Source organism: Allobosea sp. P4_C6, assembly GCF_056402015.1.
Genome location: NZ_JBFUIF010000023.1, coordinates 45,276 through 69,395, shown reverse-complemented (window position 1 = coordinate 69,395; position 24,120 = coordinate 45,276). Strand labels below are relative to the sequence as shown.

Annotated in this window: 19 protein-coding genes; 6 read left to right on the top strand and 13 right to left on the bottom strand. The window is 67.0% G+C overall.

What is annotated here, in order from left to right; all coding sequences use genetic code 11:
- Positions 1–80: 80 nt before the first annotated feature.
- The 6 genes from AC1DVA_RS17305 to AC1DVA_RS17280 all read right to left on the bottom strand — a co-directional run bounded on the left by AC1DVA_RS17305 (position 81) and on the right by AC1DVA_RS17280 (position 9,420).
- Positions 81–1,205 (bottom strand): efflux RND transporter periplasmic adaptor subunit, encoded by a 1,125-nt coding sequence (locus AC1DVA_RS17305; RefSeq protein ID WP_476806694.1) that lies wholly within the window; start codon positions 1,203–1,205, stop codon positions 81–83.
- A 20-nt stretch (positions 1,206–1,225) separates the two neighbouring features.
- On the bottom strand, positions 1,226–4,306 hold the full coding sequence (locus tag AC1DVA_RS17300) for an efflux RND transporter permease subunit (RefSeq protein ID WP_476806693.1): 3,081 nt from the start codon (positions 4,304–4,306) through the stop codon (positions 1,226–1,228).
- Positions 4,303–5,403 carry an efflux RND transporter periplasmic adaptor subunit gene (locus AC1DVA_RS17295; RefSeq protein ID WP_476806692.1) on the bottom strand — a complete coding sequence of 367 codons (1,101 nt, stop codon included), beginning with the start codon at positions 5,401–5,403 and terminating at the stop codon, positions 4,303–4,305. The genes AC1DVA_RS17300 and AC1DVA_RS17295 overlap by 4 nt, the downstream gene beginning before the upstream one ends.
- Positions 5,404–5,634: 231 nt before the next feature.
- Positions 5,635–6,855 carry an MFS transporter gene (locus tag AC1DVA_RS17290; RefSeq protein WP_476806691.1) on the bottom strand — a complete coding sequence of 407 codons (1,221 nt, stop codon included), beginning with the start codon at positions 6,853–6,855 and terminating at the stop codon, positions 5,635–5,637.
- Between the two features lie 25 nt (positions 6,856–6,880).
- Positions 6,881–7,900 (bottom strand): helix-turn-helix transcriptional regulator, encoded by a 1,020-nt coding sequence (locus AC1DVA_RS17285; protein WP_476806690.1) that lies wholly within the window; start codon positions 7,898–7,900, stop codon positions 6,881–6,883.
- A 176-nt stretch (positions 7,901–8,076) separates the two neighbouring features.
- The gene (locus AC1DVA_RS17280) at positions 8,077–9,420 is read right to left on the bottom strand and encodes an alpha/beta hydrolase (RefSeq protein ID WP_476806689.1); all 1,344 of its coding nucleotides are present in this window, start codon (positions 9,418–9,420) and stop codon (positions 8,077–8,079) included.
- Positions 9,421–9,589: 169 nt separating this feature from the next.
- Between AC1DVA_RS17280 and AC1DVA_RS17275 the strand changes: the two genes are divergently transcribed.
- The 6 genes from AC1DVA_RS17275 (at position 9,590) to AC1DVA_RS17250 (ending at position 16,709) form a co-directional block, all read left to right on the top strand.
- Positions 9,590–11,140 carry an AbgT family transporter gene (locus AC1DVA_RS17275; protein ID WP_476806688.1) on the top strand — a complete coding sequence of 517 codons (1,551 nt, stop codon included), beginning with the start codon at positions 9,590–9,592 and terminating at the stop codon, positions 11,138–11,140.
- A 54-nt stretch (positions 11,141–11,194) separates the two neighbouring features.
- The gene (locus AC1DVA_RS17270; RefSeq protein ID WP_476806687.1) at positions 11,195–12,400 is read left to right on the top strand and encodes a M20/M25/M40 family metallo-hydrolase; all 1,206 of its coding nucleotides are present in this window, start codon (positions 11,195–11,197) and stop codon (positions 12,398–12,400) included.
- Between the two features lie 50 nt (positions 12,401–12,450).
- The gene (locus AC1DVA_RS17265) at positions 12,451–14,280 is read left to right on the top strand and encodes an SLC13 family permease (RefSeq protein WP_476806686.1); all 1,830 of its coding nucleotides are present in this window, start codon (positions 12,451–12,453) and stop codon (positions 14,278–14,280) included.
- A gap of 274 nt (positions 14,281–14,554) precedes the next feature.
- Positions 14,555–14,821 carry a YMGG-like glycine zipper-containing protein gene (locus tag AC1DVA_RS17260; RefSeq protein WP_265053337.1) on the top strand — a complete coding sequence of 89 codons (267 nt, stop codon included), beginning with the start codon at positions 14,555–14,557 and terminating at the stop codon, positions 14,819–14,821.
- A 148-nt stretch (positions 14,822–14,969) separates the two neighbouring features.
- Positions 14,970–16,412 (top strand): metal-dependent hydrolase family protein, encoded by a 1,443-nt coding sequence (locus AC1DVA_RS17255; protein WP_476806685.1) that lies wholly within the window; start codon positions 14,970–14,972, stop codon positions 16,410–16,412.
- Between the two features lie 51 nt (positions 16,413–16,463).
- Positions 16,464–16,709, top strand: a complete 246-nt coding sequence (locus AC1DVA_RS17250; RefSeq protein ID WP_476806684.1) for a hypothetical protein — start codon at positions 16,464–16,466, stop codon at positions 16,707–16,709.
- 147 nt (positions 16,710–16,856) lie between these two features.
- On the opposite strand, the gene gabT is transcribed toward AC1DVA_RS17250, so the two are convergent.
- The 7 genes from gabT to AC1DVA_RS17215 all read right to left on the bottom strand — a co-directional run bounded on the left by gabT (position 16,857) and on the right by AC1DVA_RS17215 (position 24,104).
- Positions 16,857–18,146, bottom strand: a complete 1,290-nt coding sequence (gabT, locus tag AC1DVA_RS17245) for a 4-aminobutyrate--2-oxoglutarate transaminase (RefSeq protein ID WP_476806683.1) — start codon at positions 18,144–18,146, stop codon at positions 16,857–16,859.
- A gap of 223 nt (positions 18,147–18,369) precedes the next feature.
- Positions 18,370–19,407 carry a glycine betaine/L-proline ABC transporter substrate-binding protein ProX gene (gene proX / locus AC1DVA_RS17240; protein WP_476806682.1) on the bottom strand — a complete coding sequence of 346 codons (1,038 nt, stop codon included), beginning with the start codon at positions 19,405–19,407 and terminating at the stop codon, positions 18,370–18,372.
- A 141-nt stretch (positions 19,408–19,548) separates the two neighbouring features.
- On the bottom strand, positions 19,549–20,502 hold the full coding sequence (locus AC1DVA_RS17235; protein ID WP_265053332.1) for an ABC transporter permease: 954 nt from the start codon (positions 20,500–20,502) through the stop codon (positions 19,549–19,551).
- Entirely contained in the window at positions 20,495–21,682 is a 1,188-nt protein-coding gene (locus tag AC1DVA_RS17230; protein WP_476806681.1) for a quaternary amine ABC transporter ATP-binding protein, read from the bottom strand. The genes AC1DVA_RS17235 and AC1DVA_RS17230 overlap by 8 nt, the downstream gene beginning before the upstream one ends.
- Before the next feature lie 158 nt (positions 21,683–21,840).
- Positions 21,841–22,155, bottom strand: a complete 315-nt coding sequence (locus AC1DVA_RS17225; protein ID WP_476806680.1) for an NIPSNAP family protein — start codon at positions 22,153–22,155, stop codon at positions 21,841–21,843.
- Complete coding sequence (locus AC1DVA_RS17220; RefSeq protein ID WP_476806679.1) at positions 22,152–23,000, bottom strand: alpha/beta fold hydrolase; 849 nt, start codon at positions 22,998–23,000, stop codon at positions 22,152–22,154. The genes AC1DVA_RS17225 and AC1DVA_RS17220 overlap by 4 nt, the downstream gene beginning before the upstream one ends.
- Before the next feature lie 3 nt (positions 23,001–23,003).
- Positions 23,004–24,104 (bottom strand): LLM class flavin-dependent oxidoreductase, encoded by a 1,101-nt coding sequence (locus AC1DVA_RS17215; protein WP_476806678.1) that lies wholly within the window; start codon positions 24,102–24,104, stop codon positions 23,004–23,006.
- Positions 24,105–24,120 lie beyond the last annotated feature (16 nt).

The following is a 24,120-nucleotide window of genomic DNA, read 5'->3' as shown; positions in this document are numbered from 1 at the left end:
GCAAAGGAAACATCATGTCGGCGGGCTGGATTCTGAAATGTCCCGGCGCGGTGACCGCGCCGGTCTCATATTGCCGGTGGTCACGGCCTGCGAGCCGCGGCCGCTGCCTGCTGCCGGGGTCGATCTCCTTCCCCGCGCAGGGGCCTGACGCGCTGGCCCGGGTGCAGGGTCTGTATCCCCGCCGAGACGATCGTTTCGCCGGGCTCCAGCCCTTGGGAGAGGATCACCTTGCCGGGGTCGAAGCGCAGCACGTCGACGCTGCGCAGCGAGACGGTCGACTTGGCGGGGTCGACGATCCACACGGCGGGCGACCGGCCCTGCTGCGTCAGCGCGCTCGCCGGAATCGAGACGATCGCCGCGGTCGTGAGTTCGATGGTGCCGACCACGGTGGAACCGAGCCGCATCGTCTCCGGCGGATTCTGCAACCCGACCCTGATCTCGAAGGTCCGGGTCACGGGGTCAGCCTGGGGCGCAACCTCCCGCACCGTGCCATAGGCGGTGACGGCGGGCGCATCTGCCAGCGCGACGCGGATTTTCGCGTCGGAAAGATGGGTGTCCAGCACCGACGCCGGCACGTTGAAGACCGCGTCGCGATCGTCGTCGCGGGCGATCTGGACCACGATCTGGCCGGACTGCACGACCTCGCCCGGCTCGATCCGCCGTGCCGTCACGACGCCTGCGACGTCGGTGCGCAGTTCGGTGAAGCCGAGCCGGTCGCGCGCCAGTTCGAGCTGCGCCTCCGCATTCTCCAGCTGCGCCTGCGCCGTCTCCTGGGCGCGAAGCGCCTGGTCGAAGCGCGGCCGGGTGGTGAAGCCTTGATTCATCAGCCGCTCCTGACGCTCGAAGGTGTTGCGCGCCGTGCTGACCTCGCCGCGCGCGGCCTCCAGCGCTGCCTTGGCCGCGGCCAGCGCATTCTGTTCAAGGGCGGGCTCGAGCCTGGCGACGACCTGTCCCGCCGTCACCCGGTCGCCGACATTGACGGGCCGTTCGAGCACCCGCCCGCCGATGCGGAAGCCGAGCCCGACATCCTTCTTCGCCTGGATCTCACCGCTGAGCTGGATATCGTCGGCGAACTGCCCCGCCTCGACCGTGACGACCCCGACGGGCCGCCCCTCGGATTGCGGCGCCTGTTCGTTGCCGCAGGAGACAAGGACCGCACCAAGCATCGTGACGGCGGCCACCCGCCCCAGGCGGCTCCTCGGCATATGCCTCGTCGAGATTGCGCTCATGACCGGGACGCTCCCGCGCTGGCCGTCCGCTGTGCCTTGCCGCGCGCCGAGGGGGCGCCGAAAACGGTGACGTAGAGGACGGGGAGGAGGACGAGGGTCAGGACCGTCGCGACCAGCAGGCCGCCCATGATCGCGAAGGCCATCGGGCCCCAGAACACGGTCGGTGCAATCGGGATCATGCCGAGCACGGTCGAGATGGCGGTCAGCACGATCGGCCGGAAGCGCGTGCCGGCAGCGTCGACGGCGGCTTCGATGACGCTCTTGCCGGCCGCCCGCTCGTCCTCGATCTGGCCGACCAGGATCACCGCGTTCTTGGTGATGATGCCGATCAGGGCGAGAATGCCGAGCAAGGCGACGAAGCCAAGCGGTTTGCCTGACAGCAGCAGCGCTGCGACGACGCCGATGAGGCCGAGCGGCGCGATGCTGAGCACGATCGCGAAGAGCCTGAAGCTCCTGAGTTGAGCCATCAGGACCGTGAACATGATCAGCAGCATCACGGGGATGACCGCGATGACCGAGGCCTGCGACTTGGCGCTTTCCTCGACCGTTCCGCCGACGGCGATGTCATAGCCGGCGGGCAGCGTTTTCCTGAGCGCGTCGACGGAAGGCTGCAGCGCGCTCACTACCACGTCCGGTAAGGTGCCCGGTGGAACATCGGCCGCCACCGTCAGGTTCGGCACGCGATCCCGCCGCCAGATCAAAGGCGATTCCAGCCCGTAGCTGAAGCTGACGAATTGCGACACCGGCACCGAGCGGCCGTTGGGCAGCGCGACCTGCATGCTGCGCAGCGTGTCGAGCGAGGCGCGCTCGGAATCCTGGGCCCGCACGACGACATCGACGAGATAGATGGAATCGCGAACCTGCGTCACGACCGTGCCGGAGACCACGGTGTTGACGATCGCGGCGACGGCCTGCGAGCTGAGGCCGAGACGACGTGCCTCGTCCTGGTCGACGCGCAGGCGCAGCTCCCGCGCCGGCTCGATCCAGTCGAAATTGATCTGCTGCGCCTTGGGGTTCGCCGCCACCACCTGCGCGAGCTTCATCGCGACGGTGCGGACTTCCGCGATGTCGGGCCCGCTGACGCGATACTGCACCGGCCAGCCGACGGGCGGGCCGAGCTCGAGCGGCGAGACGCGCCCGACCACGTTGGGGAATTCCTTGGCGAGAAGCGCTTCGAGCTTCTTCTGGAGCCGCTCGCGCGCCGCCACGTCCTTGGCGACGATCACAGCCTGGCTGAAGAAGTCGTTCGGCAGTTGCGCATTCAGCGGCAGGTAGAAGCGGATCGCGCCGCGGCCGACATAGGTGCTCCAGCGCTCGACATCGGGATCGCCCTTGAGCGACGCCTCGAAGCGGTTGACGAGGTCCTCGCTGGCATAGATCGAGGCATTCTGCGGCAAAGTGAGATCGACGAGCAGCTCCGGGCGGTCCGAGGCCGGGAAGAATTGCCGCGGCACGAGCGGCAGCGCAAGGATCGACGCAGCGAACAGGGCAAGCGTCACCGCGATGGTCACCCAGCGCAGCTTGATCGCCCCCGAAAGGAACGAGCGGAAGCCGCGCTCGACCCGCCCCGGCTCCTTGCTCTGCGCGGAAGCGTCGGGCGCCTTCAGCATGGCGACGCCGAGCACGGGCGCGAAGAGGACGGCCACGAACCAGGAGACGACGAGCGCGATCGTCACCACCGCGAAGAGCGAGAAGGTGTATTCGCCGGCGGAGCTCGCGGCGAAGCCGATCGGCACGAAGCCGGCAATCGTCACCAGCGTGCCAGCCAGCATCGCGGTGGCATATTTCTCGAAGGCGAAGGTCGCCGCCTTCATCTTCTCCTCGCCCGCTGCCAGCCGCGTGACCATGGCGTCTGTCGTGGTCATGGCGTCGTCGACCAGCAGCGCCAGCGCGATGATCAGGGCGCCGAGCGAGATGCGCTGCATGTCGATGCCGGCCACCAGCATGCAGGCGAAAACGATGGCGAGCGTCAGCGGAATCGCGAGCGCGACGACAAGGCCCGGCCGCACGCCGAGGCTGATGAAGCTGACGACCAAGATGATGCCGACCGCCTGCCAGAGCGACATCATGAAATCGTCGATCGCATGCGAGACCGTCACGGCCTGGTCGGCCACGAGGTAGGGCTCGATGCCGAGCGGCAGGCCGGCGGTGACCTCTGCCATCGCCTTCTTGACGTTGTTGCCGAGCGCCAGGATGTCGCCGCCATCGCGCATGGCGATGCCGAGTCCTATCGCTTCCCGTCCGTTCACGCGGAACATCGGCGTCGGCGGGTCGGCCTGGCCGCGGCTGATAGTCGCGATGTCGGCAAGGCGTACCATCCGGTCCCCGACCGGGAAGTTGATGTTCAGCAGATCGGACTCGGACTGGAAGGCGCCGGAGACCCGCACCGAGAATTTCTCGTCCTGCGTCTGCACCTCGCCCGCCGGCCGGACCACGTTCTGGGCCTGCAGGGCCGCGAGCAGCGCAGAACGATTGAGGCCGAGATTGGCGAGTTCCCGCACCGAGAATTCGATGAAGATGCGCTCGTCCTGCGCGCCGATGATCTCGATCTTCGAGACATCAGGTACGAGCAGCAGCCGAGACCGGATGGTCTCGACATGGTCCCGTAGGTCCCGGCTGCTGAAGCCGTCCGAGGTGAAGCCGTAGATGATGCCGAAGGTGTCGCCGAAGCGGTCGTTGAAGAACGGCCCGAGCGTGCCCGAAGGCAGCGCGTGCCGCATGTCGGCGATGAGGTTGCRCACCCTGTACCAGGTGTCCTGAACCTGGCGGCCGGGAACCTCGCCCTTCAGGTTGACGAAGATCGTCGTCACGCCGGGCCTGGTGAAGCTGCGCACGCTGTCGAGGCCCGGCGTTTCCTCGAGCTGCCGCTCGAGACGCTCGGTCACCTGGCTCAGCGTCTCTTCCATGGTAGCGCCGGGCCAGATCGCCGAGACGACCATCGTCTTGATGACGAAGGCCGGGTCCTCGTTGCGGCCGAGCCGGATGAAGGCGAAGACGCCTGCCGCAACCGCGACGATCATGAGGTAGATCACGACCGAGCGGCTCTTCAGCGCCCATTCCGAGAGGTTGAAGCTCATCGCGGCTCCGCTCCGATCAGGCGCACGCGCTGGCCTTCACGCAGAAGCCCAGCGCCGGCGGTGACGACGATGTCGCCTATGTCCAAACCCTTGGAGATCCGGGCGGCGGCCGGGTCGGAGCTGGTCACGTCGAGCTTGCGCAGGGAAACGGTCAGGGCCTTGGGATCGACCACCCAGACGCCGATGCCCTGGTCCCGCTGTGTCAGCGCGGTGGCGGGGATGGCGATCGCTCCGCCGCCGCTGCCACGGATCGAGCCCGAGACGGCCGCGCCGAGACGGAAGGCCGGCGTCGGATCGGTGAGACCCACCCTGATCTGGAATGTGCGGGTGACGGGGTCGGCCTGCGGCGCGATCTCGCGCACCCGGCCGGTCGCTTCGGCACCCGCCTCCCCGGCCAGAGCGACCCGCACCTGCATGTCGGGCGTGAGCTGGCGCGCCAGATCGGCCGGGATTTCGAAGACCGCGTCGCGGCCCTCGCGCCTGGCGAGCTGGACGATCATCCGGCCGGCGGCGACGACCTCGGCGGGCTCGGCCCCGACGCGCGTGGCGATGCCGGGCGCATCGGCCTTCAGCGTCGTGAAGCCGACGACATCCTCGGCCGACCGGACGCGCGCCTGAGCGGCATCGACCTGAGCGCGGGCGGCGGTGAGCGCCTGCTTGGCACTCTCGAAATCGGCCTGCGTGGTGATATGCCGTTCGAGCAGGTGGCTCTGCCGCTGGAACTGGTTTTCCGCCTTGCGCAGGTCGCCCTGTGCCGCGGTCAGCACCGCCTGAGCCGAGCGCAGATCGTTGAGTTCGTTCTCGGGATCGAGCCGCGCCACGGTTTCTCCCTCCCGGACGCTCGCGCCGAGACCGACGAGGCGCTCCGCCAGCCGGCCGCCGATCCGGAACGAAAGGGAAGCCTGGTCCTGTGCCTCGATATGGCCGGTGAAGGTCAGGTCGGGCGCCTGGCGCGGCGGCTCGACGGTGATGGTTCGGACGACGCGCACGGGCGCAGGCGCCGCCTTGTCCTCCCGGTTGCAGGAGGCGACGGCAAGCGCGATGACGGCCGCGGCGGCAAAGCAGCCCAGGCGTGACGAAGCTCCATTATGCCTCATGCCTGCCCCCTCGGCCGCCTCCCGGCGCTGCGGCAGCGCATCCACTCCCGCAAGCCTCGCCTCTGCATCGAACTGTTCCTCTGACCGCTGCCGCGCCCGCATATCCGCAAGCGCGCTTGCGCCCTGCGAAGCTTTTCGGGACGACGCCTCGACGCTAGCAACACCGGAAGGGGTTCGGATTAGCTCAGAATCCCAACTCTGGGCTGGTCATCCCATTGTTGGGAACGCTCCTCACGGCGCCGCGCCTGCCGGCTGTCGCACCGGGACGCGACGCAGCCCGAGAGCGACGGCGGACAGCAGCAGCAGTCCGGCCGCGGCGGCGGCGACCATGACGAGGTAGATCTGCTCCCCCCAGCTTTCGTAGAGCCGGCCGCTGAGCGTCGTCAGGACCGCCATGACGCCGGCCCATCCGCCGGCAAGCCAGGCCTGGGCGCGCGCCTGCATCCCGCCCGGTGCGAGCCGCGCCAGCAGGAAGATGCTGCCGAGATGGACGGCACCGAAGGTCATGCCGTGAGTCAGCTGCAGAAGAACGAGCGCGGCGACGCCGGGGTCCTGCGACATGCAGCTCCAGCGCAGCATCGCTATCGCTGCGGCCACGACCAGCAGGCCGGCAGCGCTTGCAGGCCCGCGCATGCGATAGCCCAGAAAAGCGAACAGGACGATTTCGGAAAGCACGCCGAGAGCCCAGAGCCCGCCCATCGTGGCGCCGGAAATCCCCAACGCCTGCCAGTGCAGCGTGCCGAAACCATAGAACGCGGCATGGCTCGCCTGCACCAGGGCGGCGCCGGCGATCGTGCCGGCGAGAAGAAGGGGGCGCATCAGTGCCTCGTCCTCTCGCGGCATTCTTTCGGGGCTGCCCGGCGCAGACCCCATGCAGCCCACGGCCGCAATGGCCGTGAGCGTCGCCGATACCAGCAGCAACGCTATGACCGACGAGGCCGAGAACCATTCGAGCGCCCAGCCTGCCGCCAGGTTGGCGACGGCGAAGCCGATCGATCCCCAGAGGCGGATCCGGCCATATGCCAGCTCGGATCGCGGCGTTTCGGCGAGGCGGCCGAGCGTCACGGCATCGGCGAGCGCGATCAAGGGTCCCTGCGCCAGGGCGATTGCGACGACGACGGCGAGGATTGCCCAGAAGCTCGCCGCGAGAGCCAGCAGGCCAGTTCCCGCCGCAACCATTATCGCGCAGATCGCCAGCGCCAGGGATATGCGCCCGCTTCGATCGGCCAGCGCCCCGACGATCGGGTTCGCCACGATCCGTGTCAGCAGCGGCGCGGCGAGGATTATGCCGATCGCGTCGCTGCCGAGGGACTGCGACTGCAGCCAGAGCGGAAAGAACGGAAGGTTGACGCCCAGCTCGAAGAACAGGAACGCGTAGAGAAACGACAGCCGCCCGGCGGCCGCACCCGTGGCAAGGCCCACCGCGCCGGTATCGGCGGAGAGGCGGCTCACGCGGCTTCGGCCGATCGAGATGGGCTCAGGACGCGCGGGAGAGGCATGGCTCAGCCCCGCCGGCCGTCTCCGGCTCGTCGACGAAGGACTGGGCGAGGCCGCGCTCGCGCGCCTCGGTCGGGCTGTAGCCGAACTCCCGCCTGAAGGCCCGGCTGAAGGTGGAATGATCGATGAATCCGACCTCGTTCCCAATCGCATGGATGGAGAGCGTTTCGCGATGCGAACTCAGCCGATGATGCGCCTCGCGCAGGCGCTCGCGGTTGATGAAATGGGCGACGCCGCCGCTCTGCTCGAAAAGGCGGTAGAGCTTCGAGCGGGACATCGCCAGCAGGCGGGCCAATCGCTCCGGGCCGAAATCGGGTGAAGCCATGTTCTGCCGCACGACGTTGCGCGCCCTGTCGACGAGAACCGAGCCGAGCGGGGCCCTCGCCGCTTCCTGATACACCGACTGCGGAATGATGCAGGCCGCGATCAGCGCCCGGGTCGGCATCTCGAGATTGGCGGCATGCTCGGGCGAGACATGCGGCAGTTGCCGGACCAGGCTGTCTATGTAGCCGATGAGCAAGGGGGCGAAATCCTGGCTCACCTCGAGGCCATGGACGCCGTCGAAGCGTTGCTCGTCGGTCGGGCGCTGATCGCGCGGGATGTAGAGGGTGATGACCTCGCTATCCTCTGCGCGTCCCTCAAAGGGCATCGCCAGCGAACGGAAGCTCAGATCCTCGCTGGTCCAGCCACTGGCAGACGCCGTCCGCGCCAGGACCAGGCACCAGTGATCGAGATAGGATTTGGGATGGTGTCGCCATTGCCTGTCGGGCGCGCCCGAATAGGCGATATGCGTCAGCACCAGTTCGCCGAGCTGCCAGGAGGAGAACTCGGCCGCAAAGCCGGCCGATGTCTCGCGCGTCGGCAGAAGCTCGATCGTATCCCTGTGCAGGGTCCGCCAGGCATCGAACTGTTCTTCGGCCTTCAGCCCCGTGGTGCAGAAATGCGCCACGGAAAACAAGTTGACGTCCTTCCTCACCCCGCCATGAGAGAAAGCCGGCATCGGACACTCCGATCGTTCTGCGTTCTACAGAGATAGGCTATGGATTTAACACCGATCAAATTCGACCGAAATTGACTGAGGTCAATATAGAATGGTGATGGCAGTACTCGTCGATCAGTATTTTAAGCTTAAAAGCATCGTTTAAATATTGGCATCTGGCACAGATCGCGTCAACCCTAAGGGCTGCCCGCGGCATCGAACACCCTGATCGGAGCCGTAACCAGGAGGGTCGCCGCCGAGCCGATCGCCCCGGCCGCGACCAGCGGAGCCGGCACATCGAAGTCGGTGACCACCTGCCCTTGCAGCAACCTGTCGCCGATCAGGCGGACCGCGTCCGGGCTGGCGGCGAAGAGATCGTGGTTGATGCGATCGCCCGCATTGATGGCCGTGAGGTCCAGGACGGTGATTCCGGACAGCCCGGCGAACTGGCTCCTGTATTCCTCCTGCGTCGGGTCGATGCCGCCCAGCCGCGTCGCGCCGCGCGAGATGAAACGCGACAATTGCAGGGCGCGGTCGTGCTGCGCGGTGAACAGCGTGACCCGCGGGCGCCTGGGGCCCATATCCTCGAGCTGGCGCCGGAACACGCCGACATCGAGATCGGGCGACGCCAGGATGAGGTTGCTGATCTTGCCGGGGACGCCACCGTCCCTCAGCGCGATCTGCCTGACGGCTTCGACCGCGGGCCAGCTTCCCATCGAATGAGCGAGGATCACGATCTCACGGACCGAGGGGCTCGCGGCGGCCACGCGCAGCAGATCCGCCAGATCAGACCGCGAATAGGAGGCGTTGTCGAAATCGCGGCTGTAGTCGAGCAGATAGCCACGCGACGGCCAGGAGAACAGGACGGGCGCGGCATCGGCATCGGCGTCGTGCGCAAGCTGCGCGAAGCGGAAGACCGCACGGTCGAACGGCGTGTTGAACCCGTGGACGAACACGAAGACGCGCTTCGAGCGGCCGCTCGTCGACCGGAACCAGTCGGCGAGCTTCGGTTTCGACAGCGGCGTGGACGAGGTGACGACGAAATCGGTCGCTGCATTGCCGGGAACCGATCGGGGCAGCTGGATGGTGCCGACCTCGCGGTCGCGCGGGATCGAGACGACGATGTTGCTGAACGAAACGCCCTCCCCCCGATCGCCGCTGAAGAGGATGCCGGGATCGGGCGACGGCGCGCGGGTCGTCGCCGCCAGCATGTTGACTTTCTCTGTCCCGGGAGCGGGGGCGACAGGGCGCAGCAGGCCCTGGGGAACCGACGCGCAGGCGCCCAGGCCGACGGCCAGTGCCAGGGAAGACAGCCGGAAAAGCATCATGCGACCGCTACGCAAATGCCGGCCCGGCGAAAGCAGCCCGTACGCCGCGGAGCAAGACCTGCCCCGGATCGCGCGGTCCTGAACTTTGCCTCGACCTGGCATCGCTTCGATTCTGTCCATGACCTGTAGGCGGGGTTCGCATGCGGGCGGACCGTAGAAAACAGCACCGGCGGCGGCAAGTCCAAGCGCTTTCCGCGCGGGTGACGGCCTCAACTTTGGGACAGGTGGTCCAGAGTTTGGGATTCTCTGCCGATGCCCTCCCCGCATCCGGATTTATGGTTCGCCGTGGAGACTCGGAGTCTTGTCGGTCCGGGAAACGCCGGCTCGCGTGCGCATATCGCTGAATCTGGCGTCGCAGGCTTTGGCTCAAGGGGGATATGCGATGACGACTGCCACCGCTGCGCCGAAGACGGTCATGCAAAGGTTCCTCGACACCGTCGAGAAGGTCGGGAACATGGTTCCCCACCCCGTCGTCATCTTCCTCATCCTGATCGGCATCGTCATCGCCCTGTCCGCGGTGCTGGGCCTCTTCGGCGCGGCCGTCACCTTCGAGCGGATCAACCCAGACACGCACAAGATCGAGACGGCGAGCACGGCGATCAGGAGCCTTCTGACCATCGACGGCATCCGCTTCATGTATTCGTCGCTGATCCCCAACTTCATGAGCTTCACGGCCGTGGGGCTCATGATCGTCGCGATGATCGGCGCCGGCGTCGCTGAGGAATCCGGGCTCGTCACCGCGCTGATCCGCAAGCTGGTGATCGTCTCGCCGCACTGGGCGCTGACCTACATCCTCGCCTTCGTCGGCATCATCGCCAGCATCGCGGCCGATGCGGGCTACCTCGTCCTGATCCCGCTCGCCGGCATCGCCTATCTCGCCGTCGGGCGCCATCCGGTTGCAGGCTTGGCCTTGGGCTTCGCGGCGGTCGCCGGTGCCTTCACCGTCAACATGCTGATCAAGCCGCTCGATGCCGTTCTGGTCGAGTTCACCAACGACGCGGCGCGCCTCGTCGACCCCAACCGCACGATCGGCCTCGCCTCCAATCTCTGGTTCTCGATCGCCTCGGTGTTGTTCCTGACCGTCATCGTCGCGTTCATCACCGACAAGATGATCGCGCCGCGCCTGGGCCCCTACGATCCCAAGCTGGCGGCCGAGGGAACGGTCACCGAGCAAGGCGCCGTGCTGTCCGAGGCGGAGACGCGCGGTCTTCGCTTCGCCGGGTTCGGCCTGCTGGCGCTGATCGCGGTGTTCTGCCTTCTGACGCTGCCCTCGGGCGCACCCCTGCGCAATCCGACGACCGGCGAGCTGATCGGCAATTCGCCCTTCATGAACGGGCTGATCGCGCTGATCATGCTGATGTTCCTCGTCACCGGCTGGACCTATGGCATCGGTGCCGGCACGCTGAAGACGCTGGCGGAGGTCATCGCGGCGATCGAGAAATCGATCAAAAGCATGGGCGGCACGATCTTCCTGTTCTTCGTGCTGAGCCAGTTCGTCGCCTACTTCACCTATACCAATATCGGTACGGTCATGGCACTGAGCCTTTCGGGCGTGCTGCAGGCCGCCAATATCGGCGCGCTGCCATTGCTGATCGGCTTCATCGTGGTGGTCGCGCTCATCGACCTGCTGCTGACCGGCGCCATCGCGAAATGGGCGATCTTCGCCCCCGTTTTCGTGCCGCTGCTGATGAAGCTCGGCGTCGAGCCGGAAGCCGTGCTCGCGGCCTATCGCATCGGCGATTCCCCGATGAACGCGATCACTCCGCTCAACGCCTATTTCGCCCTCGTGGTCGGCTTCATCCAGAAATACGACAGGAATGCCGGCGTCGGCACCGTGGTCTCGCTGATGCTGCCCTATGTCGTGTGGATGTTCGTGCTGTGGACGGCACTCTTCGCCGTCTGGAAGATGCTCGGCCTGCCCTGGGGGCTGTGATCGCTCAGGCGCTCATCCCTCCCGACGCCACTCTCAACCGACCGGATGCAGATCATGACGACACCATCGATCCCTCTCGACGTCGAAGCCGCCATTGCGCATCTCATGCGCTTCCTTTCGGTCGAAGGCGTGACCGGCAAGGAAGCCAATATCGGCGCCGCCGTCAGCGAGGCGCTGAAGGCCGTGGGCGTTCCGGCCTCCGCCATCCGCTTCGACGATGCCAACAAGCGCATTCCGCTGCCGACCGAGACCGGCAATCTCATCGTCGACCTGCCCGGGACGAAGGCCGGCCCGCGCCTGCTGTTCTCGACCCATCTCGACACCGTGCCGCTCTGCGCCGGCGCCAAGCCGAAGCGCGAGGGTGACCGCATCGTCTCCGACGGCACGACGGCACTGGGCGGCGATGCCCGCACCGGCGTCGCGTTGCTCGTCGTGCTCGCGGAAACGCTGATCAAGCACAAGCTGCCCCACCCGCCGATCACGCTGCTGTTCACGGTGCGCGAGGAAAGCGGCCTGCATGGCGCCCGCGAGCTGAATCCCAAGGATCTCGGCGGCGCGGTCATGTGCATCAATGTCGACGGCCAACTCGCTTCCGAGCTGCTGATCGGCGCGGTCGGCCAGGAGAACTGGGAGGTCGAGATCACCGGCAAGGCGTCCCATGCCGGCGTCGCTCCCGAAAAGGGCATCTCGGCGACGCTCGTCGGCTCGATCGCCATTGCCGAGGCGCGCCGCGAGGGCTGGTTCGGCAAGATCGTCAAGCCCGATGGCCGCGGCACCAGCAATGTCGGCATCTTCGGCGGCAAGGGCGGCACGACCGCCGCCGGCGACGCGACCAATGTCGTCACCGACTACGCCTATATCCGTGGCGAGGCGCGCAGCCCCGAGGCCGCCTTCGCCACCAAGATCGCCGAGGCCTTCAAGACCGCTTTCGCCAAGGCGCAAGCCGAGGTCAAGGACGATGGCGGCGAGACGGCGAAGGTGACCTTCACCCACAAGCCGGCCTATCCGCCCTTCGAGCTGGCCAAGGATTCGCCGGTGGTGAAGCGCGCTGCCAAGGCGCTTGGCCTTCTCGGAATCGAGCCCAACTACCTGTTCTCCAATGGCGGCCTCGATGCGAACTGGCTCGACAAGCACGGCGTGCCGACCATCACCATCGGTGCCGGCCAGGCCGAGATCCACACGATCAAGGAATACGTGAATCTCACCGAGTACGAGAAGGGCTGCCGTCTCGGCATCCTGATGGCCACGCTCGAAGACTGAGACCCTGCAAACGGGTCTGCGATCGAGCAGGACCTACAAGGAGCTGATGCGTGAGCCCGATCGCCTATACCGGCATCATCATCGCCATTGCCGTCGTTCTGTTCATCACGAACAAGGTGCCCGTCGTGCTCGTCGCGATGGGCACGGCTCTGGGCCTCTGGGCGACCGGCGTGCTCACCCTGCCGCAGGCACTCGGCGGCCTGGGTGATCCCGCCGTCATCTTCATCGCCTCGCTCTTCGTCGTCAGCTCCGGGCTCGAGGTCACGGGCGTCACGGCGTGGGCGGGCCAGCTCCTGATCAAGGGCGCGGGCGAGGAAAGCCGGACGCGGCTCCTGGTGCTGATGATGGGGCTTGTCGCACTTCTGGTCGCGCTGATCAGCCTCAACGGCGCCGTCGCGGCGCTGCTCCCCGTCGTCGTCGTGATCGCGGTCCGCCTCAAGCGCAACTCTTCGCAATTGCTGATGCCGCTGGTCTTCGCAGGCCATGCCGGCTCCATGCTCGCCTTGACCGGAACGCCGGTGAACGTGCTGGTCTCGGAAGCCGGGCTCGATGCCGGCGTCGGCGGCTTCGGCTTCTTCGAGTTCGCGCTGGCTGGCATTCCTTTGCTCGCCGGCACCATGGCGATCATCGTCCTGTTCGGCGAGAAGCTGCTGCCCCAGCGCAACGGCGCGACGATGCCGGCCGATTTCAGCCGCCACGCCAAGACGCTGGTGGAGCAGTACGGCCTGGCGAGCGGCATCCATCAGCTACGCATCCGCGCGACCTGTCCCTATGTCGGGACGCCGTCCAATGCGATCGATCTGGGCGAATGGCCCGGGCTCCAGCTCGTCGCGATCCAGGATGGCGACACGGCCGGGCCGCTGCGCCGGACGGCGATCGCCGAGGGCGACCATCTGCTGCTGCGCGGCGATGCTGAAGTTGCCGCCAATTTCGCGGCACAGATGCATCTCGCCTTCCGCGAGGAAGGCTCAGGCGACAGCGAAGAGACCTTGTTCAACCGTCGCTCCGGCCTCGCCGAGGTGGTGATCCCGCCGCGCTCGGGCCTGATCGGCCAGAGCGTGTTTCCGGGCATGGTCACCGAAAGCGGCGACCTGATCATCCTCGCGGTCCAGCGCGGTGCGGGCGAAGCTCCCAGCACTGGCGCGACGAAGGCGGCGGGCGTCGTGCTGCAGGCTGGCGACACCATGCTGCTGCAAGGCACCTGGAAGGCGCTCGACACCCATCTCGACGACCCCGACGTCCTCGTCGTCAGCTCGCCGGAACTGGTGCGGCGGCAGGCCGTGCCGATGGGGCCGGGAGCCAAGCAGGCGATCATCATCCTGTTCGGGATGGTGCTGCTGCTCGCGACTGGCATCGTTCCCTCCGCCGTGGCGGGGCTGCTCGCGGCCGGTGCGATCATCCTGTGCGGCATCATGACCGTCGAACAATCCTACCGCGCGATCAGCTGGACGACCGTGATCCTGGTCGGCGCGATGATGCCGCTCTCGACCGCTATGATCGAGACGGGCGCGGCGAAGATGCTGGCCGACCGGCTCGTCGCACTCGTCGGCGATGCCGGGCCGACGGCGCTTCTCGCCGGATTGTTCGTGCTGACCGCGATCATGGGGCAGCTCATCAGTAACACCGCGACGGCGCTGATCGTCATTCCGATCGGCGTTGCCGCCGCCGCCTCCATGGGCATCTCGCCCCGGCCCGTGCTGATGAGCACGGCCGTCGCGGCCGCCGGCGCCTTCCTGACGCCGATCGCGACGCCGACCAACCTGATGGTGATGGGCCCCGGCGGTTACGTCTTCAGCGACTACTGGAAGCTCGGCCTGCCGCTCCTGATCTGGTTCTTCGTCGTCGCGGTCTTCATCGTGCCGCTGATCTGGCGCTTCTGAGGGACGACTTCGCCATCGGCCTGTTCTCGGGTTGGAGCTGAAAGATCTCCTGCCCTTGGAAAGATCTCCCGCCGTCGGTTTGAGACGACGGGTCTAGGGTTTGGGATTCTCGGCCGATGCAGCGCCAAGGTCAGGCGCTAATATTGAGCCGGAGCAGAATTGTTCATCGCTCGGCGCGCGGGGAGATCGACATTCATCCGATCCTCCCATTTGCGCGTCCCGTTCGATACGGAACTCATTTGGCGCGTCAGCCTGAACACGAGGAGAAATCGAAATGCGCTGGAAATTTGCCGTGCTCGCCGTCGGTTTGGCGCTTGCGGGCTGCAATGCCAACTCGGCCGATCAGCGGACGCTGGGCGGCGGTGTCATCGGCGCTGGTACGGGAGCCGTGATCGGTGGCATCGCGGGCGGTGGCCGTGGCGCGGCGATCGGCGCAGCCGTCGGCGGCGTTGCCGGCGCGGTGATCGGGCGCGCGACCACCCCCAACAACTGCATCTATCGCGACCGCGAAGGCCGCACCTTCGAGGCGCGCTGCCCCTGACGGCGTTCAATTCCCGGTGCGGCCAGCTCGAAGGCGGCACCGGGAATTGCGCTCGCCGGTAGACGGTTCATTCTATCCTTCATGACGCGCGCCCCGCGAGGCGCTGCACCAGCACCCCGCGGAAAGCGTCAGCCGATCGGAGGGAGCCATGATCCGCGTAGGCAGCAAATATCAGCATCTGATCCATAACGCGGCCTGCGGCTGCTCCAATCCCATGCTCGTCCAGGCGTCTCGTCGTCTGGATGCATTCACGCGCCGCGGCCTGCTCTCGGGCGCGGCCCTGCTCGCCGGTGCGGCGGCAGCGCCCAGTTTGGCGCAGGGCACCGCTCAGCCTGCCGCAATCCTGTTCCGGCAGGCCAGCATGTTCGACGGCAAGTCGAACAGCTTGCGGACGAATGTCCAGATCCTGGTCGAAGGCAATCGCATCGCCGCGGTCGATACCAGCAACGCTCTGCCGAAGCCGGAATGGACGGTGATCGATTGCGGCGGCCGCATGCTGATGCCGGGCCTGATCGATGCCCATTGGCACACGCTGTTCGCGGCGGTGCCGGCGCCGATGCTGATGTCCGGCGAGCCCGGCTCGATCTTCACGGCCTCGACCGCCGAAGCCAACCGCACGCTGCTCCGCGGCTTCACCACCGTGCGCGATCTCGGCGGCCCGGTCTTCGCCTTCAAGCAGGCGATCGATACGGGCATCATCCCGGGGCCGCGCATCTTCCCCTCCGGCGCGATGATCACGACGACCGGGGGGCATGCCGATCTGCGCATGCCGAGCGACATTCCGCGCGATTCCGGGCGCCTCAGCCTGATCGAGACCATCGGCGGCGCGGCGATCGCCGACAGCCTCGGCGATCTCAGCATGCGGATCCGCGAGCAGCTGGTGCAGGGCGCCTCACAGATCAAGATCGTCGGCGGCGGCGGCGTCTCCTCGCCGCGCAGCCCGCTCGACATGACGACCTTCAGCGAGAGCGATCTCAGGGCCGCCGTCGCTATCGCCCGCGACTGGAACACCTATGTCACCGTCCATGCCTATGCGCCGCATACGGTCCAGCGCGCCATCGCGGCGGGGGCGACCTGCATCGAGCACGCCCATCTGATGGATGAGGAAACGGCCGGGCTGATGGCCCAGAAGGGCATCTGGCTCAGCATCCAGCCCTTCCTGAGCGAGGCGGATGCGGTGCCGCTGACGGGGCCGAGCCGCGAGAGGATGCTGGAGGTCTTCGGCAACACGCCGCGGGCCTACGCGCTCATCCGAAAGCACGGCATCAAGACGGCCTGGGGATCGGACCTGCTGTTCTCGCCCGCTTTGACGCCGCGCCAGAGCGTGATGCTCATCCATCTCGGCCAATGGTACAGCAACGCCGAGGCGCTGCGCATGGCGACCGCGGGCAATGCCGAGCTCCTGGCCTTGTCCGGACCGCGCAACCCCTACTCCGGCAAACTCGGCGTCATCGAGGCTGGAGCGCTGGCGGACATCCTCGTCGTGAACGGAAACCTGCTCGATGATCTCAGGCTCATCGAGCAGCCCGACAGGAACCTTGCCGTCATCATGAAGGACGGCAAGCTCTACAGGAATTCTCTGGCTTCCTAGCCGAGCCGACAGGATGCCGTGCGTCGTCGCACGATGAGGGAGCGCAACAGCATGACGACCAGGCGGTCTTTCCTGTTCGGACTTTTGAGTGGAATTGGCCTCGCGCCGAGCGGCATCGCCATCGGAGCGACGGTTCCACCGGGCGATGACCGCCCGCTAGCCAAGGAGACGGCACGCGCGCTGGACGAGGCCGACATCGCCTTCAGCCAGCGGCCGCAAGTGCACTACAACCGTCAGCGTCAGCATCAGCCGCGCCAACGTCACCGGCGGCGGCGTGCGCCGCGGCGGCATCGCTGATCGAGGCAGGCCTCGCTCGGCCCGCCCCTTTCAGTGCCGTGGATCGTGATCTGAATGCGCCTGTCTGGAATGCGGCTCAGGTCCTCGATGCAGCATTCCCTCGGCTGCCGGTAACAGCGGGCTCGAACAGGCTCTGCCCAACCGAGATCAGCATACTTTCTTCAATGCGACCGCCAACGTGTCCAGCGCCGAGGCGAGATCGGCGTCGCTGAGCACCAGCGGAGCAAGGAAGCGCACGATGTTGCGGTGAACGCCGCATTTGATCACCAGCAGCCCGCCCTCGCGTGCTTCGTCGATGACCTTCTGGGCGGTGTCTGCGTCCGGCGTCTTGCTGGCCTGGTCGGTGACGAACTCGATGGCCCGCATGAATCCGACACCGCGCACGGTGCCGATCGCCGGGTGTGCCGCGGCGAGCCGCTCGAGCCCGGCGCCGAGCTGATCGCCGAGCGCCTCGGCGCGGGCGAGCAATCCATCCTGCTCGAAGGCGTCGAGAACGCCGTGAGCAGCGGCGCAGGCAAGCGCATTCCCGCCATAGGTGCCGCCGAGCCCGCCCGGCAGCGGCGCGTCCATGATCGCGGCCTTGCCGACGACGCCGGAGAGCGGCAGGCCGCCAGCGAGGCTTTTCGCCACCGTCACAAGGTCGGGCTGAATGCCGGAATGCTCGAAGCCGAAGAGTTTTCCCGTTCGGCCGAAGCCGGTCTGGATCTCGTCGGCGATCAGGACGATGCCATGGCGTTCGGTGAGCGCGCGCAGTGCCTGCATAAAGGCCGGCGGAGCAGGCAGGAAGCCGCCGTCGCCCTGCACCGGTTCGATGATGATCGCTGCGACGCGGTCCGCCGCGATCTGGGTAGCGAAGAGTTCATCGAGCGCCGCCAGCGCGGCAGCGGTCGTTACGCCGCGATAGGCGTCCGGATAGGGCGCATGGTGGATTTCGCCGGCAAAGGGGCCGAAATTCTGCTTGTAGGGCTGGCTCATTCCCGTCAGCGAGACGCCGAGCAGGGTGCGGCCGTGGAAGCCGCCGCGAAAGGCGATGACGCCGGGGCGGTTGGTGTAGCCTCGTGCGATCTTGATGGCGTTCTCGACCGCTTCGGCGCCCGAGGTCAGCAGGATGGTCTTGTGGGGCTCGCCCTTGCCGACGAGGCGGTTCAGCCGCTCCGCCAAGGCGATGTAGGGCTCGTAGGCAGCGACCTGGAATGCCGCATGGCTCACCCGCGTGAGCTGCTCTGTCACCGCCGCAACGACACGCGGGTGGTTATGGCCGACATTCAGCACGCCGATGCCGCCGACGAAGTCGAGATAGCGGCGCCCCTCGACGTCCCAGAGATAGGCGCCTTCGGCGCGCGCCGCGACGACGGGATGGGCGGTGACGACGCCGCGCGGGACATTGCGTTCGCGCGCCGTCAAAAGCTCGGCATTGGTGCGTGAAGCGCTCGGCATCGGTCTCTTCTCCTGAACACGTCCTTCGATGGTCTGGAGCTTAGGAGGCGATGCCGGCCAGGACTGCCGAGCCTGCGCGCCATCCGGCATCTTTGGCTGTATGCGGGCGGGCTCGCCGCAGCGAATGCTGCCGGCCACGGCCAGTGCTTGCCGTCCGGAAACAAAGAAAAGGGCGAGGCCGGAGACCGGCCTCGCCCGTGAAAGCTCAGACTGGAGTTTCGGCTTACTTCGCCGCGCGCCCGGCCGCGACCCAGCTGTCGAACTGCGTCTTGCGCGCGCCGATCCATTCGTCGGCCATCTTGGTGATCAGGGCGTTGTTGCCGCCGTTCTTGTTGATGTTGAACTCCCAGTACGACCACTCCTCGAGAGGGAACTTCATGTTCTCGATGAGCGCCTTGACGGCCGGGTTGGCGGCAACGAACTTCTTGTTCGCGACCGAGCCCCAGTTCCAGGAAGCCATGGCCATGCGGCAGGGATCGGCGCCGCCGGCGCAGCCCTTGACGCCTTTGACCAGCGCCGAGCCCTTGTTCGGGACGGAAGCCGGCAGCGCATCCTCCGGCGTCGGCAGCCAGACGACGTCCTTGCCCGGGACGAGCGCGTTGTTCACCCAGGACGGGCTCCAGGCGTAGAAGAAGGCCGGCTCGCCGCGCTTCACCCGCGCCACGGCCTCGACCATCAGCGCCTCGTACTTGCCGCGGATGGACTTCACATTGTCCTTCAGGCCGAACTTGTCGAGCTGGAAATCGACGACGTCGCCGCAGCTCCAGCCGGGGTCGCAATTGATGAGATCGGCCTTGCCGTCCTTGCCGAACAGGGCCGCGATCTTCGGGTCCTTCATCTGGACCAGCGAGGTGATGTTGTTGGCGTCGGCCGTCTTCTTGTCGATCAGATAGCCGTTGATTCCGCCGCCGACGATCAGGCCGCCGCCGACGATCTCCGCATCCTTCTCGACCGCCCGGAAACCCGGCTCGCGCTGCGGAAAGTTCACGTCGGTCGCGAGGTCGAGGTCGCCCTGCGCCGCGGCCTGGAAGAACAGCGTCGTGTTCACGGTGCTGAGCTTGATGTCGTAGCCGAGCTCCTTCAGCGCCTTCATCACGATCTGGGCGGTGACATAGTTCGCGCCGAGGCTGTCGCTCTGGGCGTAGCGGATCGTCTTGCCCTTGCCCGGCAGCTCCTGCGCTTGCGGCGGGGCGGCAGCAAAGGCGAGCACGCCTACTGCGGCGGCGGCCGTCAGAACCTTAAGCCTGTTGATGGTCATCATCTCGTTCTCCTCGTTGTCCGGCACTTCGTGCCGGCCTGCCTTGCGCTGCTTTTTGTTATTCCCCTTCCCGCCTCGCGGCGGGCCTTCCAGGCCGGGTGCAACCGCACTCCGGCCCGGTTTGCCGGCGCATCTGGCGATGCGTCAGACAGCCTGCTTGGCCGATGCGGCCACCGCGCCGGCATCATCGGGCCGCCCGCCCTTGAACAGGCGCGCCACCGTGCCGAGCAGCGAGGCGCGCGCGGCCGACCTGCCGCCTGCCTTCGGCGCGGCGAGCTTCTGCGTGATCCGGTCGAGCACCATGGCGAGCAGGACGATGGCGATGCCGCCGACCGCGGCGCGACCGACATCGAGGCGCCCGAGACCCTGGAGCACGACCAGGCCGAGGCCCTCGGCGCCGATCATCGCGACGACGACCGACAGGACCATCGCCGTGAGGACCGTCTGGTTCAGGCCGCCGAGGATGGTCGGGATCGCGAGCGGCAGCTGGATCTCGAAGAGGAGCTGGCGCTTGTCGGCACCGAAGGCGAGGCCGGCCTCGACGATCTCGTGCTCGACCATGCGGATGCCGAGATTGGTGAAGCGGATCAGCGGCGGCGCGGCGGCCGTGACGACAGCGACTTCGCCCGGCACCGTGCCGACGCCGAACAGCATCACGACGGGAACGAGATAAACGAAGCTCGGCGTCGTCTGCATGATGTCGAGGATCGGGCGCACCACGTTCCAGACCCGGTCGCTGCGCGCGCACCAGATGCCCATCGGGATGCCGATCACCGCGCAGAAGACGATCGCGGTCGAGATCAGCGACAGCGTCGTCATCGCCTCGTTCCAGACGCCGAGCATGGCGATGACGATCAGCGAGACGGCGCTGAACACGGCGATGCCCACTGTCGAGAGCCGCCAGGCCAGCAGGAAGAAGCCGACCACGAAGAGCGGGAACGGAATGGCGTGGAGAACCCAGTCGTTCAGGCTGAGCAGGCTCTCGACCGGCCATTTGATGGCCAGGAAGATCGGCCGCAGGTTGAGCGCGACCCAGCTGACGCCCTGCTGGATCCAGGCGTCGATCGGGAAGACGGCAAGATCGTCGGCCTTAAACATGGCGCTCTCCAGCGGGAACGGTCTTGGGAGTGGTGGAGGAGATGCGGGCCAGGATGTCGTCGGCCCCGAGCGAGCCCATGAACTTGCCCTGCTCGTCGACGACCGCGATCGGTTGGCCGTCGCGATAGCTGCGCGCGACCTCCAGGAGCTTCGCGCCGGGCCGGACGCTGACATAGTCGCCGCTCGGCACAGCGATTTCTCCGCTGGCGCGGGCACGGCCACAGGCCTCGGCATCGAGCGCCCCGAGCACCTTGCCGTCGCGATCCAGCACGAATCCGAAACCACCCGTCTCGCCGACGAGCGTGCCGCGCTCCGACTGCAGGATCGGCTCGGCCGGCCGCATCACCGAGCGCGCGTCGAACAGGCGGGCCCGGTCGATCTCGCGGGTGAAGGCGGCGACATAGTCGCTGCCCGGCTCCAGCACGATCGACTGCGGCGTGCCTTCGCGGACCAACTCGCCCTCGGACATGATGGCGATGCGGGTGCCGAGCTTCAGCGCCTCCTGGAAGTCGTGGGTGATGAACAGGATCGTCTTGTTCAGCGTGCGCTGCAGGCGCAGCAGCTCGTCCTGCATCTCGGTGCGGATCAGCGGGTCGAGCGCGCTGAAAGCCTCGTCCATGATCAGGATGTCGGCGTCAGTGGCGAGCGCGCGGGCGAGGCCGACGCGCTGGCGCATGCCGCCCGAAAGCTCGTGCGGGTAATGGTATCCCCAGCGGCCRAGGCCGACGACGGTCAGCACCTCTTCGGCACGGCGACGGCGCTCGGCCGGGGCGATACCGCGCAGCTTCAGGCCGAACTCGACATTCTCGATGACACGCTTGTTGGGCAGCAGCGCGAAATGCTGGAAGACCATCGAGATGCGTGTGCGACGCACCTCTCGCAAATCCTCCTCCCCGAGCGGGACGATGTCGCGCCCGTCGAGCAGGATCTTGCCGGCGCTCGGCTCGTTCAGCCGGTTGATGGAGCGGGCCAGCGTCGACTTGCCGGAACCCGACAGGCCCATGACCATGTACATGGCGCCCTGCGGGACGCTCAGCGAGACGTCGTTGAGCCCGACCACCGCGCCGAGCTTCTCGAAGACCTCGTTCTTGTTGCCGCCCTTCGCCAGCATCTCCAGCGCGGGCGCAGGCGTATTGGAAAATATCTTGTACAGATTCTGGATCTGCAGTCGCTCGGTCATGTCCCGACCCCTCTTCTCGGCGCCCGATTGAACCGGGCTTGCTCGACCTGCCTGCCGACACCGATTAAGTGCCGGCCGAGATGACGCGTCTTCCTCCGATCCGATGGAGGATCGAAACCCTCCCTCGTCCCCCCGGAGGAAGATGTGCGCCGCCGCCGCTAGCGCAGCGGCGAAAAATCCGTGGGCAGCAGGATCCGGTTCTCGGCCTGCTCGATGTTCTCCGAAAGCTTGGGCAGGAAGGCCTGCCAGCGCGGATCATCCGCGAGCTGCCGGCGCCGGCGTGTCCTGTCCTCGAAATCGGCATAGGCCCAGAGATGGGTCACATGGCTGAGTGCCCCGATCTCGGTCGTGAAGTAGCCGACCAGCTGGCCGAGGATCGGCTGCTGGATCGCCAGCCCCTCCTCGCGCACGAGCTGCAGATAGCGGCCCATGCGTCCGTTGCGGATGCGGTAGATGCGTTCCTCGACGATCATGCTTGCTGTTCCTCCGTGCCGTCGCCGAGGAAATCGCGCATCAACCCGGCGACCCGCGCGGGCGCCTCGGTCAGGATCGAGTGACGCAGGCCCGGCAGGATATGCAGCTTCGAGCCGGTGATGCGCTCGTGCATGTAGAGCGCCATGCGCGGGTTGGAGCCGGCATCCTCCTCGCCGGTCGCGATCAGGACCGGGACGCGGATCTGGTCGAGCAGCCCGCCGAAATCCGTCTGCGCCAGCACGCGATAGGCCGCAGCATAGCACTCCGGGTCATTTTCCGCGTTGCGCTGGCGCAGCTTCGTGATGAGCTCCGGGTTCTCTGCCTGGAAGCCTTCGGTCAGCCAGCGCGAGAGCGAGGCGTCGTAATGCGAGCCACGATCGCCCGCCTGCAGTGCCGCGAGCCGCGCCTCGACGCGCTCGCGCTCCTCCTCCGTCCGCCCGGCCACCGTCGCGAGCAGCACGAGCCGGCGGATGCGCTGCTGATGCGTCAGCGCGATGCGCTGCGCGATCAGCCCGCCGAGCGAGAAGCCGGCGAGATTGAAGCTGTCGAAGCCGGCATGGTCGGCCAGCGCCAGCACGTCACCGACGAAATCGTCGATCTCGTAACGCCCGCGCACCTTGCTCGACCGGCCATGGCCGCGCAGGTCGAAAGTCAGGATGCGGAAGCGGTCGGAGAGGCGCTCGGCAACGCCTTCCCAGGCCTCCAGATAAGAGCCGACGCCATGGATGCAGATGAGCGGCTCGCCCTGCCCCACCACGCGATAGTTGAGCGTCACGCCGCCGACGGTCAGGCTCTGCGCCCCTTCCGCAGCCTCGAAACGCCGAGCGGTCGAGCCTCCGGCCATGGCTCAGTGCCCCACAGCAGCCAGGCGCGGCGACTGCCCCGTCACCTTGGCGCTGTCCCGCTCGCGGGCAGCGAAATGCGGCATCACCTCGTCAATGAAGAGGCGCAGCGTCTTCACCTGCAGCTCGAAGGGCAAGTTGAAGGAGAGGCCGAGCGTATACTGGTCGACGCCGGCATCCTCGTAGACCTGCAGCTTCCTGATCACCTCGTCCGGCGTGCCGAACATCAGATTGTCGCGCACCGCCTGCGGATTGTAGTTGTCGCGGTTGGCGATGGTCTCGAAAGGAATGGCCTCGGGGAAGCCGTTCGTAACCGTGCCGCTGTTCTGCATCAGGTTCTCGAAATAGCCGCCGTAATCGACCGAGTGCCGCACCGCGAGCTCCCAATCCTCCTTACGGTCGTAGACGCAGGTGCGCCGCTGCATCATCAGGCGCGGACGCGGGCGCTCGGGATGGTCGGCGACGGCCTTGCGGAATTTCTCGCCGAGCACGCCGACCTCGGCAGGCGGCGCCGAAAGCGGGGTCGAGAGGATGTTGGCGCCCATGCCGACCGCCCAGTCGAAGGTGCCGGGATCGCGCGCCGCGACCCAGATCGCCGGGTGCGGCTGCTGCAGGGGCTTGGGCACCGAGGTCGCGAGCGGGAACTTCCAGTAATGGCCGTCATGTGCGTAGTCGCCGGCCCAGAGCTTCTGCACGGCCGGCACCAGCTCCTGCATGTAGGCGACACCCTGCTGCTGTGGGATGCCGCCGGCCATGCGGTCGAACTCGTACTGATAGGCGCCGCGCGCGATGCCGAATTCGAGGCGTCCGCCGGTGAGATGGTCGCAAAGCGCGGCCTCGCCGGCGAGCCGGATCGGCGACCAGTAGGGCGCGACCAGCGTCGCGGTGCCCAACCGGATGCGGTCGGTATGCTGGGCAAGCCAGGTCAGCGTCTGGAAGGGGTTCGGCGAGATCGTGCACTCGATGGTGTGGTGCTCGGCGGTCCAGAGCGTCTCGAAACCACCCTCGTCGGCGATCTTCGCCAGAGCGCGGAAGTTCCTGAGGGCGTCCTGCACGGACTCGCCCGGCGAGAAGCGCTCCATGCTGATGGAAACGGCGAATTTCATGGCTTTCCTCCGTTCT